At 70.4% G+C, this 20207-nt stretch carries 20 protein-coding genes; 18 read left to right on the top strand and 2 right to left on the bottom strand.

Annotation, left to right across the window (positions count from 1 at the left end; all coding sequences use genetic code 11):
• The first annotated feature begins 12 nt into the window (after positions 1-12).
• Genes BN1187_RS00095 through BN1187_RS00085 form a run of 3 tightly spaced genes read left to right on the top strand, consistent with a single transcriptional unit; the run spans position 13 to position 1624 of the window.
• A complete protein-coding gene (locus BN1187_RS00095; protein ID WP_040157380.1) occupies positions 13-276 on the top strand; it encodes a phosphoribosyl-ATP diphosphatase in 264 nt (87 codons plus the stop codon).
• Positions 277-299: 23 nt separating this feature from the next.
• Entirely contained in the window at positions 300-1166 is an 867-nt protein-coding gene (hisG, locus tag BN1187_RS00090; protein WP_040157378.1) for an ATP phosphoribosyltransferase, read from the top strand.
• On the top strand, positions 1166-1624 hold the full coding sequence (locus BN1187_RS00085; RefSeq protein WP_040157376.1) for a PH domain-containing protein: 459 nt from the start codon (positions 1166-1168) through the stop codon (positions 1622-1624). The genes hisG and BN1187_RS00085 overlap by 1 nt, the downstream gene beginning before the upstream one ends.
• Before the next feature lie 142 nt (positions 1625-1766).
• Here the strand turns inward: BN1187_RS00085 and BN1187_RS00080 are convergent, their stop codons facing one another.
• Entirely contained in the window at positions 1767-2270 is a 504-nt protein-coding gene (locus BN1187_RS00080) for a hypothetical protein (protein WP_040157375.1), read from the bottom strand.
• An 83-nt stretch (positions 2271-2353) separates the two neighbouring features.
• Between BN1187_RS00080 and BN1187_RS00075 the strand changes: the two genes are divergently transcribed.
• From BN1187_RS00075 to tyrS, 15 genes are all read left to right on the top strand, one after another.
• Entirely contained in the window at positions 2354-2887 is a 534-nt protein-coding gene (locus BN1187_RS00075) for an SseB family protein (RefSeq protein WP_072041920.1), read from the top strand.
• 263 nt (positions 2888-3150) lie between these two features.
• The gene (infC, locus tag BN1187_RS00070) at positions 3151-3804 is read left to right on the top strand and encodes a translation initiation factor IF-3 (protein ID WP_390620196.1); all 654 of its coding nucleotides are present in this window, start codon (positions 3151-3153) and stop codon (positions 3802-3804) included.
• Positions 3805-3863: 59 nt separating this feature from the next.
• A complete protein-coding gene (rpmI, locus tag BN1187_RS00065) occupies positions 3864-4067 on the top strand; it encodes a 50S ribosomal protein L35 (protein ID WP_040157368.1) in 204 nt (67 codons plus the stop codon).
• 35 nt (positions 4068-4102) lie between these two features.
• Complete coding sequence (rplT, locus tag BN1187_RS00060) at positions 4103-4471, top strand: 50S ribosomal protein L20 (RefSeq protein WP_040157365.1); 369 nt, start codon at positions 4103-4105, stop codon at positions 4469-4471.
• Positions 4472-4610: 139 nt separating this feature from the next.
• Positions 4611-5591, top strand: a complete 981-nt coding sequence (locus BN1187_RS00055; protein ID WP_072041906.1) for a TrmH family RNA methyltransferase — start codon at positions 4611-4613, stop codon at positions 5589-5591.
• A 60-nt stretch (positions 5592-5651) separates the two neighbouring features.
• A complete protein-coding gene (gene pheS / locus BN1187_RS00050; RefSeq protein ID WP_040157362.1) occupies positions 5652-6761 on the top strand; it encodes a phenylalanine--tRNA ligase subunit alpha in 1110 nt (369 codons plus the stop codon).
• Positions 6758-9289, top strand: a complete 2532-nt coding sequence (gene pheT / locus BN1187_RS00045; RefSeq protein WP_040157356.1) for a phenylalanine--tRNA ligase subunit beta — start codon at positions 6758-6760, stop codon at positions 9287-9289. The genes pheS and pheT overlap by 4 nt, the downstream gene beginning before the upstream one ends.
• A 46-nt stretch (positions 9290-9335) precedes the next feature.
• The gene (locus BN1187_RS00040; RefSeq protein ID WP_040157944.1) at positions 9336-11846 is read left to right on the top strand and encodes a DEAD/DEAH box helicase; all 2511 of its coding nucleotides are present in this window, start codon (positions 9336-9338) and stop codon (positions 11844-11846) included.
• A gap of 115 nt (positions 11847-11961) precedes the next feature.
• Positions 11962-12996, top strand: coding sequence for an N-acetyl-gamma-glutamyl-phosphate reductase (argC, locus tag BN1187_RS00035; protein WP_040157941.1), 1035 nt, complete (start codon positions 11962-11964; stop codon positions 12994-12996).
• Entirely contained in the window at positions 12993-14147 is a 1155-nt protein-coding gene (gene argJ / locus BN1187_RS00030) for a bifunctional glutamate N-acetyltransferase/amino-acid acetyltransferase ArgJ (RefSeq protein ID WP_040157352.1), read from the top strand. The genes argC and argJ overlap by 4 nt, the downstream gene beginning before the upstream one ends.
• Positions 14144-15046, top strand: coding sequence for an acetylglutamate kinase (gene argB / locus BN1187_RS00025; protein WP_235750527.1), 903 nt, complete (start codon positions 14144-14146; stop codon positions 15044-15046). Before argJ ends, argB begins: the two co-directional genes overlap by 4 nt.
• Positions 15043-16224 (top strand): acetylornithine transaminase, encoded by a 1182-nt coding sequence (locus BN1187_RS00020; RefSeq protein ID WP_040157350.1) that lies wholly within the window; start codon positions 15043-15045, stop codon positions 16222-16224. The genes argB and BN1187_RS00020 overlap by 4 nt, the downstream gene beginning before the upstream one ends.
• Complete coding sequence (locus BN1187_RS00015) at positions 16221-16712, top strand: arginine repressor (RefSeq protein WP_040157348.1); 492 nt, start codon at positions 16221-16223, stop codon at positions 16710-16712. The genes BN1187_RS00020 and BN1187_RS00015 overlap by 4 nt, the downstream gene beginning before the upstream one ends.
• Before the next feature lie 2 nt (positions 16713-16714).
• The gene (argH, locus tag BN1187_RS00010; protein WP_082034431.1) at positions 16715-18199 is read left to right on the top strand and encodes an argininosuccinate lyase; all 1485 of its coding nucleotides are present in this window, start codon (positions 16715-16717) and stop codon (positions 18197-18199) included.
• Between the two features lie 30 nt (positions 18200-18229).
• Positions 18230-19495 (top strand): tyrosine--tRNA ligase, encoded by a 1266-nt coding sequence (gene tyrS / locus BN1187_RS00005; RefSeq protein ID WP_040157345.1) that lies wholly within the window; start codon positions 18230-18232, stop codon positions 19493-19495.
• Positions 19496-20017: 522 nt separating this feature from the next.
• Here tyrS and BN1187_RS14515 read toward each other — a convergent pair.
• Positions 20018-20207 (bottom strand): hypothetical protein (locus tag BN1187_RS14515; protein ID WP_218184528.1); only part of this gene is annotated, 190 nt, incomplete at its 5' end.

Here is a 20207-nt window from a genome sequence, read left to right as displayed (position 1 = left end):
GGCTGCTCACCCGTGAAGACCTTCGAAGAGCTGTTCAGCGAGCTGACCGACAAGGCGCGGACGCGGCCGGAGGGGTCGGGCACCGTGCGCGAACTCGACGCGGGCGTCCACGCCATCGGCAAGAAGATCGTCGAGGAGGCCGCGGAGGTCTGGATGGCGGCGGAGTTCCAGTCCGACGCCGAGGCGGCCGAGGAGATGTCGCAGCTGCTGTATCACGTCCAGGTGATGATGATCGCCAAAGGTCTCACGCTCGAGGACGTGTACCGCTACCTGTGAGCGCCCCCGGTAGAGTCGGGGTCGTGACCCCCGAACCCGCACTCCTGAAGATCGCGCTGCCCAACAAGGGCTCCTTGGCGGAGTCGACGTCGTCGATGCTGCGTGAGGCCGGCTACAAGCAGCGCACCGACACCAAGGACCTCGTCCTCGTCGACGAGACCAACGGCGTCGAGTTCTACTATCTTCGCCCGCGCGACATCGCGGTCTACGTGGGGGAGCGCACGCTCGACCTGGGTGTCACGGGACGCGACCTGCTGCTCGACTCCGGCGCCAAGGCCACCGAGATCATGCCGCTCGGTTTCGGCGGCACGAAGTTCCGCTTCGCGGCCCCCGGCGGGTCCGATTGGAAGCTCGACGACCTGGAGGGCTGCCGGCTGGCGACGTCCTTCCCGGGCCTGCTGGAGCGCTTCTTGGTCCAGCGCGGCATCACCGCTCGCCTCATCCACCTGGACGGCGCGGTCGAGAGCGCCGTCCGTCTCGGGGTCGCCGACGCCATCGCGGACGTGGTCGAGACCGGCAGCACGCTGCGCCGCGCCGGGCTGGACGTCTTCGGCCCGCCGATCCTCGAATCCGAGGCCATCCTCATCCAGCCTGCGGGCGCCCCCGAACCGCCCGGGCTGGCCCGTCTGCAGCGGCGCATCTCGGGCGTCATGACGGCGCGCAGCTACCGGATGATCGCCTACAACGTGGAGTCGGCCAAGCTCGACGCCGCCTGCCGCATCACGCCCGGCATCGACTCCCCGACGATCTCTCCGCTGGCCCGGGACGGGTGGCTGGCGGTGCAGGCCATGATCCCGGCGAAGGACGCCGCGGTCATCATGGACGACCTGTGGGAGGTCGGCGCCGAAGGCATCCTCGTCACCGACATCGCCGCCTGTCGGCTGAGCTGATGTTCGACATCCGCACCGCGGACGGAGCGGTCGTCGGCCGTCCCCGCGTCGTGCTCGTCAACTGCGTGGCGTGGACCATCGTCCTGGTCGGCGGCTCCCTGCTGGGCTGGTTCTCCCTCCCCCAACACATCCGGGACCTGTTCACCGAGCTCCAGGTGGGGACGTTGGTGCTCTTCCTCGCGTTCATCCTGGCGTTCCTGTGGACGGTCGGCCTCAGCTACGTCCGGGCCGACGCGTCCGGACTGCACTTCCGCAACGGCCTGCGCACCCACCACCGTCCGTGGTCGGACGTCCTCGGCTTCCGCTTCGCACCCGGCGACCCGTGGGCCTTCGTTCAGCTGGACGACCCCGCCGGCAGGCTCGCCCTGATGGGGGTCATGCGCACCGACGGAGCACGCGCCGACGCGATCGTCGCCGCGCTCCGCGAGGCCCAGCGGTCGTTCGGCGGCGGGCGCTGACGACGAGCCAGGATCAGGGCTGCCCGACGCCGATCTCGCGGGGGTTCAGCGCGGGCGTCTGCGTCGCTCCGCGTCGATCAGATGCCCGAGTTCGAGGGCGCTGGGAGGCGCGTCGCCACCACGGTGGGGCGACGAGTCGTGCTCACTCGATGCCGCGGCGTTTGAGGATGTCGGCCACTTCGGCGTCCTCGGCGCTGGCGCCGCCGGACGTCGACGCGGTTCGGCCGTTCGCCGAGGAGGTCGATCCGCCGGTGTACGACCTCGTCCGGCCCTGCTGCGCCGGGTCGTCGTAAACCGGACGCCGCCGCGTGAGTTCCTGCGGCTGCTCCGTCTGCTCCACGCGCGGGCGGCGAGGCCGCCTGGGCAGGAAACGGCTGATCACGATCAGCAGGATGCCGAGGCCGCCGAGGGCCGCCCCCACCATCTGCACCGGCATGGACGGCAGCTGGCGGCTCCATTCCACGAGGACGTTCCAGGCGTCGATCAGGAGCGGCGCCAGCCCCGCCAGGTACAGCGCGATCGGCAGCAGCGAGAGGCCCAGCCAGGCGATGACGGTGCGCCAGCGGGCGCGCGGCCAGCACAGGACGGTGATGATGAGGCCGAGCGCGCTGAGTCCGGCGCAGACGATCAAGAGGTAGTTGAGCACGCCCCCAGCGTTCCACGCGGTCAGCCCCGGCGTCACCACCGACGCGCGTCGGCGTCCGGTGATCGGTCGCTACCGTGGACGCCATGAAGTCCCTCTTCTCGCCGAACGCCTCCTTCGCCCACGACCGCGGGGAACCCGACCCTGCGCTCCGCGCGACCCTCGCCCAGGCGTACTCGGGGGGACACGAGCCCTACCTGCGCGCCGTCGCTGAGCTGTGCACGTCCCGGCTGCTGCTCCCGATCGTCGCGACCGGCGACGACGGGGGATCGGGCCCCGACCCGGACCGACAGGCCGAGATGGCCGCGGTCATGGTGCAGGCCGCCGACGGCTCCCGCGGCATCGTCGCGTTCACTGGCCTGGACGCGCTGACCGACTGGAACCCGGACGCTCGCCCCGTTCCGTGCACGCTCGACGACGTGGCGGCCACCGCCGAGGAAACCGGCTCCCGCGTGGTGCTGATCGACCTGCAGGGTCCGCATTCGCTGGTGATCGAGCACGCGCTGGTCACGGAGCTGGCGCAGGGCCACCGGCTCGTCGAGGTCTCGGCCGGCGAGTTCGGCTGGATGGTCCCGAACGCCGCCGACCCGGACGCCGAACCCGGGCCATCGGCGGGCTGACCCGCCCGGTTGGCCTGCGCGCCCCCGCGGCGCTACACTGGACGGGTCCGTCCCCTGTTGGGGGCGATCGATGCAAGTGGAGACGCCAAGCTCCCACCTGCTCGGCCGCGGCTGAGAGGTCCCGGTGCCCCCGGTTTCGTCCGGGGCGAGTGCCGCCGGCTTGGGCTTCCACGCGCGTGGGGGCCCTTTTTTGATTGGGGCGGGCGCCCGATCCAACGACAACTGGAGGAACAATCAGCAACGAACCGCGCATCAACGACCGCATCCATGTGAATGAAGTCCGCCTGGTCGGCCCCAATGGGGAGCAGGTCGGCATCGTCCGCATCGATGATGCGCTGCGCCTGGCCCGCGAGTCCGATCTCGACCTCGTCGAGGTGGCGCCGCAGGCCCGTCCGCCGGTGTGCAAGCTCATGGACTACGGCAAGTTCAAGTACGAGGCCGCCCAGAAGGCCCGCGAGAGCCGACGCAACCAGTCCAACACCATCATCAAAGAGATGAAGCTTCGTCCCAAGATCGACGATCACGACTACGAGACGAAGAAGGGCCACGTCGTCCGCTTCCTCAAGGCCGGGGACAAGGTGAAGATCACCATCATGTTCCGAGGCCGCGAGCAGAGCCGGCCCGAACTCGGCTTCAACCTGCTGAAGAAGCTCGCGGACGACGTCTCCGACGACGGTTTCGTTGAGTCCGCGCCCAAGCAGGACGGCCGCAACATGCTCATGGTGCTGGCGCCGACGCGGAAGAAGGCGGAGGCCCGTGCCGAGCAGAAGGCGGACAAGGAGGCGCGCGCCGCGACCCGCGCCGCCGACCACGAGGCGGAGGAGCGCGAGCTCGCGGAGTCCCGCGCCGCGGCCCAGTCCGCCACGAAGAAGCGCCGGGGCCCGGCCGACAACATGGACCCCGACATCGACCTGTAAGAACCCGTCCCGGACGGCTGCCGAGGCAGGCCGGGCATCAAGAAGGAAGAGAGCGGCGAATGCCGAAGATGAAGACGCACTCCGGTGCCAAGAAGCGATTCAAGGTGACCGGCAGCGGCAAGCTCATGCGACAGAAGGCCGGCAAGCGCCACCTCAACGAGCACAAGCCCACCAAGCGCACCCGTCGGCTGAGCGTCGACGCTGCCGTGGACGGCGCGGACCTCAAGAACGCGCGCAAGCTGCTGGGCAAGCGGGCCCGCTGAGCGCGAGCCGACGAACGACGACGAAGGAGTAACAGATGGCACGCGTCAAGCGCGCAGTGAACGCGGCGAAGAAGCGCCGCGAGGTCTTGGAGCAGGCGTCCGGCTACCGCGGCCAGCGGTCCCGCCTGTACCGCAAGGCCAAGGAGCAGCTGCTCCACAGCTACACGTACAACTACGCCCACCGCAAGGACCGCAAGGGCGACTTCCGCTCGCTGTGGATCCAGCGGATCAACGCCGCGGCTCGCGCCGAGGGCATGACCTACAACCGGTTCATCGCCGGTCTGAAGGCCGCCGGCATCGAGGTCGACCGCAAGATGCTGGCCGAGCTGGCCGTCTCCGACCCGACGGCGTTCTCCGCTCTGGTCGAGGCCGCGAAGGCGGCCGCCCCGGCGAACGCCGCCTGACCGCAACCCCCGCATCACGTCGCGCGGCGCTCCCGGAGAGTTCGGCTCCCGGGGCGCCGCGCTTCGTTTCGCAACCCGAGGTGTGTCCGGCCGGTCGCTCAACGTGTGGGAAGCTGGTCGGGATGAGAATGGAGGAGCGATGACCGAGGAACGCATCCAGCTCGACGAGCCGTCGCAGGCCGTCATGCGCGAAGCGCGCCGGCTGGTGCGCCGCAAAGACCGCAAGTCGCTCGGCCGCTTCTTGGTCGAGGGACGCCAGGCGGTGCGCGAGGCGCTGAAGGCCGAAGGCGTGGTCGAGTCGCTGTTCCTGCGCTGGGCGAACGTCCACGACAACCTCGACATCCTCAACCTGGCCCGCGCCTGCCAAGTGCCGGTGTACGGCGTCAGCGAGCAGAACCTCGCGACGATCTCCGACACGATCACGCCCCAGGGCGTCGTCGCGGTCGCGCACAACATCGACATTTCGCTCTCCGAGCTGATGGGCACCAAGCGCAAGAACCCGGCCAAGGAGAAGAAGAAGCACGCCCGCAAGGACGTCTCGCTGGTCGTCATCTGCGCCCAGATCCGCGACCCCGGCAACGCGGGCACGGTCATCCGGTGCGCGGACGCCTTCGGTGCGGACGCGGTGATCCTCAGCTCCGACTCCGTCGAGGTCTACAACCCCAAGGTCGTCCGCGCCTCCGTGGGCAGCATCTTCCATCTGCCGATCGTGGTGGGCGCCGAGCTGGAGACGGCGATCGAGGCGTGCCGCGCCGCGGGAATGCAGATCCTCGCCACCGACGGCGACGCCGGCGTCGACCTGACCGACATCGCGTCCGACCTCGAGCGCCCCACCGCGTGGGTGATGGGCAACGAGGCCTGGGGGCTGCCCTCGGAGAGCCTGGAGCTGTCGGACGAGACCGTCGCCGTCCCGATCTACGGGCAGGCCGAGAGCCTGAACCTGGCGACCGCGGCCGCGATCTGCCTGTACGCGTCGGCGAGCGCGCAGCGCTCGGAATCCGGCGGCGACAACGGCAACCGCGGGGCGGCGTCCGGTCACAGCGCACCGACGCCGGCGCAGTCGGACGTCCGGTCCGTCGGCCGGGTCGAGTTCGCCTCGCCCGCGTCGCCGGAGGCCTGAGCCCGCGGGCGGCCTGAGCCGTCCCGCGTGACGAACCCAGAAGCAAAGAAGAGGAGCCCAATGAGCGGGCGTGGAGACAACTACGACCCCAAGCAGGTCGCCGTCCTGAGCGAGGAGGCCGTCGAGGAGATGGTCGCGGACGCGCTGGCCGCCTTCGAGGCGGCCGGCAGCGTCGCGGAGCTGAAGGCGGCGCGCGCGGCGCACACCGGCGAAAAGTCCCCGCTGGCGCTGGCCAACCGGGAGATCGGCGCCCTGCCCCCGCAGGCGCGCAAGGAGACCGGACGCCGCATCGGCCAGGCCCGAGGCCGCGTCAACCAGGCGCTGGCCGCACGGCAGGAGGTCGTCTCGGCCGCCGAGCTCGACCAGCGACTGGTCGCCGAGGCCGTCGACGTGACGCTGCCCATGGACCTGCACCCGGCGGGTGCGATCCACCCGATCACCGGCCTGATCGACCTGATGAGCGACGTGTTCGTCGCGATGGGCTGGGAGATCGCCGAGGGCCCCGAGGTCGAGGCCGAATGGCTCAACTTCGACGCGCTGAACATCCACGCCGACCATCCGGCACGCGGCACCACGGACACCCTGTTCGTCGACCCGATCGAGAACCACCAGCTGTTGCGCACCCACACCTCGCCGGTGCAGATCCGCTCGTTGCTGGACCGCCCGCTACCGGTCTACGTCGTGTGCCCCGGCAAGGTGTACCGGGCCGACGAGTTCGACGCGACGCACGTGCCTGTCTTCCACCAGATCGAGGGGCTCTGTGTCGACAAGGGCATCACGATGGCGAACCTGAAGGGCACCCTCGACCACCTGGCGACGTCGATGTTCGGCGACATCCGTACCCGGTTGCGTCCGAACTACTTCCCGTTCACCGAGCCGAGCGCCGAGATGGACCTGGAATGCTTCGTCTGCCACGGGGAGTCCGTGGGTAACCCCGAGCGGCCTTGCAGGACGTGCCGCTCGGAGGGCTGGATCGAGTGGGGTGGCTGCGGGGTCGTCAACCCGCGGGTGCTCGCCGCCGCCGGCGTCGACCCGGACGTCTACTCGGGCTTCGCGTTCGGCATGGGCATCGAGCGCACGCTGATGTTCCGCAACAACGCCGCGGACATGCGCGACATGGTCGAGGGCGACATCCGGTTCAGCCGTTCGTTGAAGGGGGAGGCGCGATGAGGGCGCCGATGAGTTGGATTTCCGAGCACGCCGCGCTGCCCGCGGGGCTGACCGGCTGGCAGCTCGGCGACGCCCTGATCGGTGCCGGGCTCGAGGTCGAGGCCGTCGACAGCGTCGGCGGCGAGATCTCCGGCCCGCTCGTCATCGGACGCGTCGTCGACTTCGTCGAGGAGCCGCAGAAGAACGGCAAGACCATCCGGTGGTGCCACGTCGACTGCGGCGCCGAGCACGCGCCCGAGAAGGCGCCGGAGCCGCTGCGCGAGGGCGAGACCCCGGCTCCGAACGTGCGCGGCATCGTCTGCGGCGCGTCCAACTTCGCGCCCGGCGACCACGTGGTGGTCGCGCTGCCCGGCACGACGCTGCCCGGCGGTTTCGCGATCGCGTCGCGCAAGACCTACGGCCACGTCTCCGACGGCATGATCTGCGCCGAGGACGAGTTGGGGATCGGAGACGACCACAGCGGCATCATGGTGCTCGGCGACACCGACGACGCCGGCCGTCCCTGGACGCTGGGCGTCGACGCGCTGGACGCCTTGGGCGTCCGCGACGACGTCTTGGACATGCCGGTCACCACCGACATGGGCTACTGCCTGTCCATCCGCGGGCTGGCGCGCGAGGCCGCGCAGGCGCTCGACGTCGCTTTCACCGACCCGGTCGCGCTGGTGACCCCGGCGCCGACCAGCTCGGGCTACCCCGTGCGCCTGGAGACGCCCGGGTGCCCGCTGTTCGTCGCGCTCACCGTCACCGGCGTCGATCCGGACGCGCAGACCCCGTCCTGGATGACCCGGAGGCTGGTCGCCGCCGGGATGCGGCCGATCGCGCTCAGCGTCGACATCTCCAACTACGTGATGCTCGAGACCGGGCAGCCCAACCACTGCTACGACGCCGACGCCTTGACCGGGCCCATCGTGGTGCGGCAGGCCGACGAGGGGGAGAAACTCGTGACCCTCGACGGCGTCGAGCGCGCGCTCGACCCGGCCGACCTGGTGATCGCGGACGACTCCGGCGCCATCGGCCTGGCGGGCGTGATGGGCGGCGAGGCGACCGAGCTGCGCGAGGACACAACCTCGATCGTCATCGAGGCGGCGAGCTTCGACCCCGTCACGATCGCGCGCACGTCGCGCCGGCACAAGCTGTCCAGCGAGGCGTCCCGGCGGTTCGAGCGCACGGTCGACCAGGGCGCGGCCTACGCCGCCGCGCACCGGGTCGCCGACCTGCTCGTGACCCTGGCCGGCGGCACGATCGCGGCCGAGGAGACCGTGGCCGGCGAGGTGCATGCCCTGCCGTCCGGCCGCATGGACGCCGGGCTGCCCGCCCGCATCCTCGGCATGGACGTCAGCGCCGAGCGGGTCGTCGAGATCCTGCGCCGCAGCGGCGTCGAGGTCACGGTGGACGGAGACGCGCTCGCCCTGCAGCCGCCGACGTGGCGCCCCGACCTGCGTGACCCCTACGACTACGTCGAGGAGGTCGGCACCAAGGTCGGGCTGGAGCACCTGCCGTCGGTCGTCCCCATGGCGCCGACCGGGCACGGCTACACGTCCGAGCAGACGCTGCGCCGCGCCCTGAACCGGGCGCTGGCAGCCAACGGCTTCAGCGAGGTGCTGTCGTTCCCGTTCTCGTCGGACGAGGAACGCGCCAAGCTCGGCCTGCCGTCCGACGACCGCTCCGTGCGGCTGGCCAACCCGCTCGCCGAGACCGCGCCGCTGCTGCGCCGGTCGCTGCTGCCCGGCCTGTTCGCGGCCGTCCACCGCAACGTGTCGCGGGGCAACGACGACCTCGCCCTCTACGAGGCGGGTCGCGTCTTCGAGGCGAAGAGCCGGGAGGCCGCCCCGCTTCCGGGCGTTGAGCGCCGCCCCTCCGACGAGGAGCTCGCCGCGATCGAGGAGGCGCTGCCCGACCAGCCGCGGCATCTGGCGGTCGTCCTGACCGGTGACTGGGTCACCGGCGGCTGGAGCGGCCGCACGGTGTCCGCCGACTGGCGCGTCGCGCTGGCGTTCGCCGACCTCGCGGCCGATGCCCTGGGCCTGCAACTCACCCGCACGGCCGCCGACCAGATGCCCTGGCACCCGGGGCGGTGCGCCCGCCTGAGCGTCGGGGGCACGGTCGTGGGGTATGCCGGCGAGCTGCACCCGCGGGTCGTCGCGGCCTTCGGCCTGCCCGAGCGCACGGCCGCGGCGGAGCTCGACCTCGACCTGTTGGTGTCGCTGTTCGCCGGGCGCGGCTCGATCGCCCCCGTGTCCGGGTTCCCGGTCGCGAAGGAGGACATCGCGCTGATCGTCGACGCGTCCGTGCCCGTGGCGAGCCTGGCCCAGGCTGTCAGCGAGGGGGCCGGGAACCTGCTCGAGGCGGTCATGGTCTTCGACATCTACACCGGCGCGCCGGTGCCCGAGGGGAAGAAGTCCGTCGCGTTCGCGCTGCGCTTCCGCGCGCCCGATCGCACGCTGAAGGAGGCCGAGGTCACCGCTGCGCGCGACGCCGCGGTGAAGGCGGCGTCCGACCGGTTCGGCGCCGTCCTGCGCAGCGCGTGACGCGCCGTCGGCACGAGGAGGGGCGCCGGTGACGCTCACCGACCGCATGCCCGCCACCGGCGGCAAGGATCCGGACGCCCTCTACGACGCCTTCGTCGGCTGGGTGGGGGAGCAGGACCTGACCCTGTATCCCCACCAGGACGAGGCGCTCATCGACGTGCTCGCCGGCGCCAACGTGATCGTCACGACGCCGACGGGCTCGGGCAAGTCGATGATCGCCACCGCGGCGCACTTCGTCGCGCTCGCCTCGGGCGGCAGGACGTACTACACAGCGCCGATCAAGGCCCTCGTCTCGGAGAAGTTCTTCGCGCTGTGCGCCACCTTCGGCGCCGAGCTCGTCGGCATGGTGACCGGGGACGCCTCGGTGAACCCGGACGCGCCCATCGTCTGTTGCACCGCGGAGATCCTGGCCAACATCGCCCTGCGCGAGGGTCGAGGGGCAGAGGTCGACCAGGTGATCATGGACGAGTTCCACTTCATCGCGGACCCCGACCGCGGCTGGGCCTGGCAGGTGCCGCTCGTCGAGCTCCCGCAGGCGCAGTTCGTCATCATGTCGGCCACCCTCGGCGACGTGACCGGCCTGGCGTCCGCGCTGGAGCGCACGACGCAGCGCACGACGTCGGTGATCGGCGGCGTCACCCGCCCCGTCCCGCTCGTCTACAACTGGGCCATGACCCCGCTGCACGACACGGTGGCGGAGATCCTGGAGTCGCACCAGGCGCCCGTCTACATCGTCCACTCCACGCAGGCCGCGGCCGTCGAGCGCGCCCAGGCGCTGCTGAGCTCCGGCATCGTCGACAAGTCCCGGCGCGCGGCGCTGAACGAGGCGCTGCGCGGGTTCACGTTCGCCGGGGGGTTCGGCCAGACCCTGTCGAAACTTCTGCACGCGGGGGTGGCCGTCCACCACGCCGGCATGCTGCCGCGGTACCGCCGCCTCGTCGAACAACTCGCCCAGCGCGGGCTGCTGGCGATCATCTGCGGCACCGACACGCTCGGGGTGGGCATCAACGTCCCGATCCGGACGGTGCTGTTCGCGTCCCTGTCGAAGTTCGACGGGCGCCGCCAGCGCATCCTGCGCAGCCGTGAGTTCCACCAGATCGCCGGCCGTGCCGGCCGCGCAGGCTACGACACGGTCGGCTACGTCGTCGCGCAGGCGCCCGAGCACGAGGTCGAGAACGCCCGCATCGTCGCGAAGCACGCCAACGACCCCAAGAAGCTCAAGAGCGTCCGGCGCAAGAAGCCGCCGGAGGGCTTCGTCAACTACACCGAGGCGACATTCAGCAAGCTCATCGAGAGCGAGCCTGAGGAACTGCACGCGCGCATGCGGGTGACGCACGGCATGCTGCTGAACCTGCTGCAGCGCGACGAGGACACCGGGGACGTCCTGATGCGCCTGATCGATTCGGTGCACCCCGACCTGTCCGTGCGGCGGCGCCTCATCAAGCGCGCCGCGGGCATGGGGCGCGCGCTGATCGCGGCTGGGGTCGTCCGGCGGCTCGACGAGCCGACCCCGGGCGGACGCCGCTACGCGTTGGCCGTCGACCTGCAGCGCGACTTCGCGTTGAACCAGCCGCTGTCGGCGTTCGCGCTCGCCGCGATGGAACGCCTCGACGACGAGTCGCCGACGTTCGCCCTCGACGTGGTGAGCGTCATCGAGTCGACGCTGGAGGACCCGCGCACGGTGCTGGTGCAGCAGCAGTTCCGGGCCCGCGGCGAGACGGTCGCCGAGCTGAAGGCGGACGGCTACGACTACGAGGAGCGGGTCGAGATCCTCGACGAGGTGACGTGGCCGCGCCCGCTGGCCGACGAGCTGGACGAGATCTACACCGCCTACGTCTCCTCCCACCCGTGGCTGCTCGAGACGCCGGTGAGCCCCAAGTCGGTGGTGCGTGACATGTTCGAGCGCGCGATGACGTTCGGCGAGTACGTGGCGTTCTACAAGGTGCAACGCAGCGAGGGGCTGTTGCTGCGCTACCTGTCGGACGCCTATCGCGCCCTGCGGCAGACGGTGCCGGAGGGTCTGCGGACCGACGAGCTCACCGACATCATCGAGTGGCTCGGGCAGGTGACCCGCCTCACCGATTCCTCGCTGCTGGACGAGTGGGCCGAGCTCACCGCGATGAGCGGCGACGTCGCGGACACCCAGCCCGAGGACGTCGCGCCGCCCACGCGTCCGGTCACCGGCAACGCGCGCGCGTTCAGGGTTCTCGTCCGCAACGCGATGTTCCGCCGCGTCGAGTTGTGCGCGGACGACGACGTGGACGCCCTCGCGCAACTCGAGACCGGGCAGCGGGTCGTGATGACGCGCAAGCGCTGGGACGACGCGCTCGGCGACTACTGGGACGAACACGACGAGATCGGTACCGGCCCCGACGCCCGTGGCCCGGCGATGCTGGTCATCACGGAGCGCGGCCGCACGTGGGACGTCCGGCAGATCATCGACGACCCCGAGGGCAACCGCGATTGGTCGATCGAGGCGGTGGTCGACCTCGACGAATGCGACGAGTCCGGCGAACTCGTCGTCCACACCATGAACTTCTCCCGGCTCGACGGCTGAGAGGCCCCGGCGGTCACCACGGGAGGGGACCCGGTCAGGGCCTTTTTTCCAAGTCACCCGTCCGTGCCCCGGATCTGGCTTGCATGACTATGCGAAGCTCGGAATGCTGTTGAACGTGACCATAAATATTGCTGTCGCGGGGTGTACCGGCTATGCCGGGGGGGAGATTCTACGGATTCTGCTGGGGCATCCCGACGTTGAAATCGGAGCGCTCACCGCGAAGTCGTCCGCCGGGACGCCGCTCGGCGCCCACCATCCACACCTGGCGCCGCTCGCCGACCGGGAGGTGCTCGACACCACGGCCGCCAACCTGGCCGGCCACGACGTCGTCTTCCTGGCCCTGCCGCACGGCACCTCGGCCGAGATCGCCGCTCAGCTCGGCGACGACGTCCTGATCATCGACTCCGGCGCCGATTTCCGCCTGGCCGACGCCGACGCCTGGCGCCAGTTCTACGGCACCGACCACGCCGGCACGTGGCCCTACGGCCTGCCTGAGCTGCCGGGGCAGCGGGAGAAGCTGGCCGTCACCAAGCGCATCGCGGTGCCGGGCTGCTACCCGACGGCGACGACCCTCGCCGCGCTGCCCGCGGTGACCGCCGACCTCGTGACCGGCTCCGACATCGTGGTCGTCGCGGCGTCCGGCCTGTCGGGCGCGGGCAAGTCGCTGAAGCCGCACCTGCTCGGCGCCGAAGCCATCGGCAACGTCAGCGCCTACGGCGTCGGGGGCGTCCACCGCCACACGCCGGAGATCCTGCAGAACCTGCGCCTGCTCGGCGCCGCCGAGCCCAGCCTGTCGTTCACGCCGGTGCTCGTGCCGACCACCCGCGGCATCCTCGCCACGGTCACCGCGCCGCTCGCGGACGCCGCGACCACGGCCGACCAGGCGCGGGAGGCCTACGTCGCCGCGTACGCGGATGAGCAGTTCGTCACCGTGCTGCCCGAGGGCGTCTGGCCGCAGACCGCCGCCGTGGTGGGCTCGAACAACGTCCAGGTGCAGGTCACCGTGGACGCCGCCGCGCACCGCCTCGTCGCGATCGCCGCGATCGACAACCTCTATAAGGGCACCGCGGGCGGGGCCATCCAGTCGATGAACCTCGCGCTCGGCCTGCCCGAGGACGCCGGCCTCACCACCGTGGCGGTGGCACCGTGAGCGTCACCACAGCCCAGGGCTTCCAGGCCGCAGGCGTCGCGGCCGGCATCAAAGCGACCGGACGCCGCGACCTCGCGCTCGTGGTCAACACGGGTCCGCGCAGGACGGCCGCGGCCGTCTACACGTCCAACCGTTTCCAGGCCGCGCCGGTGGTCTGGAGCCGGCAGGTCACCGCGTCCGGCGAGCTGGATGCCGTCGTGCTGAACTCCGGCGGCGCCAACGCCTGTACCGGCGCCGACGGCCTCGCGGACTCGGCCATGACGGCGGCGCTGACGGCGCAGGCCGTCGGCACCACCGACCGTCGCGTCGCGGTGTGCTCGACGGGGCTCATCGGCGTCCGCCTCCCGATGGACGCGGTCGCGGCCGGGATCACCGCCGCGGCGTCCGAGCTGGGCGAGGAGAACGGCGCCAGCGCGGCCGAGGCGATCATGACGACCGACACCGTCTCGAAGCAGGCCTCGGCGGCCGGCTCGGACGGCTGGAGCGTCGGCGGGATGGCGAAGGGAGCCGGCATGCTGGCTCCTGCGCTGGCCACCATGCTCGTGGTCATCACCACCGATGCCGATCTCGACTCCGAGGCCGCCGACAAGGCGCTTCGCGCCGCCACGCGGGTCACGTTCGACCGCACGGACTCCGACGGCTGCATGTCGACCAACGACACCGTCATCCTGATGGCCTCCGGCGCGAGCGGCGTCACGCCCGACGCCGACGAGTTCACGGCCGCCCTCACCGACGTCTGCGGCTCGCTGGCCCGCCAGCTCATCACCGACGCCGAGGGTGCGTCCCACGACGTCGCGGTGATCGTCAACCACGCGGCCACCGAGGACGACGCCGTCGACGTCGCCCGGTGCATCGCGCGGTCGAACCTCTTCAAGTGCGCGATCTACGGCAACGACCCCAACTGGGGCCGCGTGCTCGCCTCGGCCGGCACCTCCTCGGCCGCCTACGACCCCGAGCGCGTCAGCGTCACGTTCAACGGGGTCACCGTGTTCGCCGACGGCGGGCTCGGGGAAGACCGCTCGCTGGTCGATCTGACAGATCGCCAGGTCGAGGTGGTCGCCGATCTGGGCGCCGGCGAGGCGTCCGCCACCATCTGGACCAACGACCTGACGTACGACTACGTCAAGGAGAACGCGGAGTACTCCTCATGACCACCCACACAGCGAAAATGCACAGCACCGCGAAGGCGGAACAGCTGGCCAAGGCAGCCACGCTCATCGAGGCGTTGCCCTGGCTGGAGCGCTACGCCGGCAGCATCATGGTGATCAAGTACGGCGGCAACGCCATGATCAACGACGAACTCAAGCGCGCGTTCGTCGAGGACATCGTCTTCCTGCGCCGCATCGGCGTCCGCCCGATCGTCGTGCACGGGGGCGGCCCGCAGATCTCGCACATGCTGAAGCGGCTCGACATCGACTCGGAGTTCCGCGCCGGCCTGCGTGTCACGACGCCCGAGGCCATGGACGTGGTCCGCATGGTGCTCGTCGGCCAGGTGGGACGCGAGCTCGTCGGCCTGCTGAACGCCCACGGCCCGCTCGCGGTGGGCCTCTCGGGTGAGGACGCCGGCCTGTTCACCGCGCAGCGCCGCGACCTCGTCGTCGACGGTGAGCACCTCGACCTCGGCCAGGTGGGAGACGTGGTCCACGTCAACCCCGACGCCGTGCTCGACCTGGTCAACGCCGGCCGCATCCCGGTCGTCGCGACCGTCGCCCCCGACGAGGACGGCGAGATCTTCAACGTGAACGCGGACACCGCCGCGGGTGCCCTGGCCGTGGCGCTGGGTGCCGAGCGGTTCATCGTGCTCACCGACGTGGCAGGCCTGTACGCCGATTGGCCCAACAGCGAGGACGTCATCCGCATGATCCACGCCGACGAGCTCGCCGAGTTGCTGCCCAGCCTGGCCTCGGGCATGGTGCCGAAGATGGAGGCGTGCCTGCGCGCCGTCCGCGGCGGGGTGTCCCAGGCGACCGTGCTGGACGGCCGCGACCCGCACGCCCTCCTGCTCGAGATGGTGACCGACGACGGTCTGGGAACGGCGGTGATCGCATGACCGCGTCCGCGGACTACCTGGCGCGCTACGGCGCCTCCTTCATCAACACGTTCGGCACGCCGAAGCTCGTGTTGGACCGCGGCGAGGGCGTCTACGTCTACGACGTGGACGGGCGCCGCTACCTCGACCTGCTGGGCGGCATCGCCGTCAACTCCCTCGGCTACGCACATCCGGACCTGGTCGCGGCCATCGCCGACCAAGCCGGCAAGCTGATGCACACGTCGAACTTCTTCACGACGGTCCCGCAGATCGAGCTCGGCGAGCGTCTCGGGGCGCTGGTGAAGGGCTCGGCGGACGTCGAGACGCGGGTCTTCCTGGCCAACTCCGGCAGCGAGGCGAACGAGGCGGGGTTCAAGATCGCCCGCCGGACGGGACGCACCCGCATGGTCGCCGCCGAGGGCTCCTTCCACGGCCGCACGATGGGCTCGCTGGCGCTGACGCACAAGGCCGCCTACCGCGAGCCCTTCGACCCGCTGCCCGGCGACGTCACGTTCGTCCCGTACGGCGACGCGGACGCCCTGGCCGCCGCGGTCGATGACACGGTCGCCGCGGTCGTCCTGGAGCCGATCCAGGGCGAGAACGGCGTCGTCGAGCCCCCGCAGGGTTACCTGTCGGCCGCCCGCGAGATCACCGCGAAGGCCGGCGCCCTGCTCTGGCTCGACGAGGTGCAGTCGGGCATGGGCCGCACCGGCGAGTGGTTCGCGCACCACGCCGAAGGGGTGACGCCCGACCTGGTGACGTCCGCGAAGGGCCTCGGCGGCGGCTTCCCGATCGGTGCCTGCGTGGCGCTCGGCGAGGCCGGCACGCTCCTGACCCCGGGCCAGCACGGCACGACGTTCGGCGGCAATCCGCTGGCCGCGCGCGTCGCCCTGACCGTGATGGACGTGATCGAGCGTGACGGGCTGCTCCGCCACGCGGCGCAGGTGGGCGACTGGCTGGCCGATGAGCTGGCCACCGTCCCGGGGGTGTCCGCTGTCCGCGGTCGCGGCCTTCTGCGCGGCGTCGTCCTCGCCGAGGAGATCGCCCCGGACGTCCAGCAGCGCGCCCAGGACGCGGGATTCATCGTCAACGCGCCGCGTCCCTCCGTCATCCGGCTGGCGCCTCCGCTGACGATCACCGCCGAGGAGCTCGAGCCGTTCGTCGCCGCCTTCGCCGGCCTCGTCGAGGGTGGGCGGTGAACGCCCCGCAAACCAAGGCAGCACGTCAGGCCCGCATCGCGGCGCTGCTGAACCGTTCGCCCATCCGGTCGCAGGGTGAGCTGGCGACGCTGCTGCGGGATGAGGGATTCACGGTCACGCAGGGCACGTTGTCGCGGGACCTCGTCGACGTCGGCGCCCTGCGGGTGCGGGGCGCCGACGGGGAACTCGCGTATGCCCTGGCCGCGAACTCGGAGTCCCCCGGGAGCGGAGGCAGCCGAGCCAAGGAGCGGCTGCACCGGCTGTGTGGGGAGGTGCTGGTGGGCGCCGAGGCCTCGTCGAATCTGGTCGTGGTCAAGACTCCGCCGGGCGCTGCACAATACTTGGCCTCGGCCATCGACCGGGTCGGCTGGGACGCCGTGCTGGGCACCATCGCGGGTGACGATTCGATCCTGATCGTGACCCGCGACCCCGAGGGCGGCGCCGAGGTGGCCGCCCAGTTGGTGCAGATCTCAAGAAGCGAAGGGTGATCATGGCGCAGTCTGAGGGACGGTTATGGGGCGGACGGTTCGCCGGCGGCCCCGCGGACGCGATGTTCGCGCTGAGCAAGTCGACCCAATTCGACTGGCGGCTCGCGCACCACGACATCGCCGGCTCGCGGGCGCACGCCAAGGCGCTCCGCCGCGCCGGGCTGCTCACCGACGACGAGTTGGCGGGCATGCTGGCGGGCCTCGACCGGTTGGACGCCGACGTCGCCTCGGGCGCGTTCGTCGCGGCCGAGACCGACGAGGACGTCCACGGTGCCCTCGAGCGCGGTCTCATGGAGCGGGTCGGTCCCGAGCTGGGCGGACGCCTGCGCGCCGGCCGCTCCCGCAACGACCAGATCGCGACCCTCATCCGGTCCTACCTGCGCGAGGAGCTGCGCGTCGTCGCCGCGGGGGTGCAGGAGGTCGTCGTCGCGCTGCACGACCAGGCCCGCGCGCACCTCGGCGTCCCGATGCCGGGCCGGACGCACCTGCAGTCGGCCCAGCCGGTGCTGCTGAGCCACCACCTGCTGGCCCACGCGTGGCCGCTGCTTCGCGACGTCGAACGCATCCGCGACCTCGACAAGCGGCTGGCCGTGTCCCCGTACGGGTCGGCGGCGCTCGCCGGGACGTCGCTGGGCCTCGACCCGGAGTTCGTCGCGGCGGAGTTGGGGTTCGACTCCTCGGTGCCGAACTCGATCGACGGGACGGCCGCGCGCGACCTGGTCGCCGAGGCGGCGTTCGTCCTGGCGATGATCGGCGTGGACCTGTCCCGGGTCTCCGAGGAGGTCATCCTGTGGTCGACCGTCGAGTTCGGCTTCGCGAAGCTCGACGACGCCTGGTCGACCGGGTCGTCCATCATGCCGCAGAAGAAGAACCCGGATGTCGCCGAACTGGCCCGCGGTAAGGCAGGACGCCTGATCGGCAACCTGGCCGGGCTGCTGGCCACCCTCAAGGGGCTGCCGCTCGCGTACAACCGCGATCTCCAGGAGGACAAGGAGCCCCTGTTCGACGGGCTCGATCAACTGCGCGTGCTGCTGCCGGCGATGGCCGGGATGATCGGCACCCTGCGGTTCCAGCCCGAGCGGATGGCCCAGCGGGCGCCCGAGGGGTTCTCGCTGGCCACCGACGTCGCGGACTGGCTGGTGCGTCAGCGCGTCCCGTTCGCCCAGGCTCACGAAATCTCCGGGAAGGCAGTGCGGTACTGCGAGGAGCACGGCAAGGAGCTGTACGACCTCAGGGCCGACGACCTGCCGCGAATCGACGAGCGGATCGGCGAGGGTGTCTTGTCGGTCCTGAGCGTCGACGGCTCGATCAACGCCAGGGACGGACGCGGCGGCACCGCCCGCGTCCGGGTCGAGGAGCAACTCGACGAGGTGCTGGACGCCATCGACGCGATCACGGAGTGGATCGAGGGGCCGGACGAGACGCCGCGCGAGGAACCCGCCGCGGCCGAGCTGCGTTGGCAGGCGGAGCCGAACAGCGAGGGGTGAGCCGGCCGGGGTCGGCTAGGGTGACTCATCGTGAACGCAGTGATCGACGAACTCTCCTGGCGTGGGCTGATCGCCCACTCGACCGACCTGGACGCCCTGGGCGCCCACCTGGACGAGGGGCCGATCTCTTCCTATGTGGGCTTCGACCCCACCGCGCCATCCATCCACATGGGCAACCTGGTCCAGGTCATGGTGCAGCGTGCGCTGCAGCGGGCTGGACACCGCCCGATCCTGCTGGTCGGCGGCTCCACGGGCCTCATCGGCGACCCAAAGCAGGCGGGCGAACGTGTCATGAACGACGTGGACGTCGTCGCGGGCTGGGTCGAGCGCATCCGCTCTCAGGTCGGACGGCTCATTGACCTCGAGGGGCCGAACGCCGCGAGGCTGGTGAACAACCTCGACTGGACGGCCGAGATCTCCGCGCTGGACTTCCTCCGCGACATCGGCAAGCACTTCTCGGTGAACCGCATGCTCGACCGCGAGGTGGTCAAGAGCCGGCTCGAGTCGGGCATCTCCTACACCGAATTCAGCTACGTGCTTCTGCAGTCGCTCGACTACCGAGAGCTGTACCGCCGACACGGCGTCACGCTCCAGACCGGCGGTTCAGACCAGTGGGGCAACATCACCGCGGGCGTGGATCTGATTCGGCGTTCGGAAGGCGCGCATGTGCACGCGTTGGCGACGCCACTGCTCACCAAGGCGGACGGGACGAAGTTCGGCAAGACCGAGTCGGGCACCGTGTGGCTCGATCCGGCGATGACATCGCCGTACGCGTTCCACCAGTACTTCCTGAACGCCGAGGACGCCATGGTCGTGTCCTACCTGAAGGTGTTCAGCGAACGCCCGCGCGAGGAGATCGAGGACATCGCGGCGCAACAAGCCGAGAAACCGTTCCTGCGGGTTGCCCAGCGGGCTCTCGCCGACGACATCACAGACCTGGTGCACGGGGAAGAGCAACGCCGCGCGGCACAGGCGGCCGCCGATGCGCTCTTCGGACGCTCCGAATTGCGCGACCTCGCCCCCGATGTGTTGGCCGCGGTGAGCACGGAGCTCAAGGCGCCAGTCGTGACCGCAGGGGAGGAGCTGCCCCTCGTGGTCGACGTGCTGACGGAGTCGGGCGTCGTCGCCAGCAAGTCGGCGGCTCGGCGTGCCATCGCCGAGGGCGGCGCCTACGTCAACAACGACAAGGTGACCGACGTCGACGCGACCCTGCAGGCCGAAGACCTGCTGCACGGTCGTTACGTCGTCACGCGGCGGGGCAAGAAGACCGTGGGCGCCGTGGTGGTGGAGCGCTGAGCTCCGAGGCGGACGTGGCCCGCGGGGTCCCGACGGGAACGTGGCGGTCCACCTTGACTTCCGGCTGTCACCCGCGTAGTGTCTTCTAAGCCTTCGGGTGACACGGACGGGGCGCGAGAGCGGACCGGACGAACCCGGGGTCGACCAAGCACCTCACACGCTCAAGCGCAGGTTTTGCCTTCGTGGAGCCCACGGGGAAGCGGTCGGGGCAGGGGAGTCAGTCGATTTGATTTGGCGGGACGAACCTCCTAAAGTAAGTCAAGCGCCTGGAAGAGGCGGGCGAGCCGAGTAAGACCGGTTCGACCGCGATCCGGCGCCGATCCCAACTCATCGAAGAAGCGAACATTACGTCGTGAAGGCGGATGCTCGACCAATCGGTGACGCCGGAACGGAGAAAGAATCTTCGATTTGACTCGACGATCTCGCTCCAATAAAGTAATTCAAGTCGCCCCGAGCGGTAGGAATTAGTTCCTCGGCTTGGTGTGCTTCGGAAGTTTGAGAACTCAACAGCGTGTCTATAAGTCAATGCCATTTTTTGCACAGACTGTTTGTCAGTTTGTGTGTTGCCTCGTGCCTGGCTTTTGTGGTTGGGTTACAGGTTTCTTTGAGTGATTGATTAGTGATTGATGCCAGTTTTTCTGGTTTTTTGTCATGGTCTTGCTCTTTGTTTTTTCGATGGAGAGTTTGATCCTGGCTCAGGACGAACGCTGGC

Source organism: Nigerium massiliense, assembly GCF_000826085.1.
GTDB classification, from domain to species: domain Bacteria; phylum Actinomycetota; class Actinomycetes; order Propionibacteriales; family Propionibacteriaceae; genus Propioniciclava; species Propioniciclava massiliense.
Note: the sequence above shows the minus strand (reverse complement) of the source record. Positions and strands in the feature narration are given on the sequence as shown.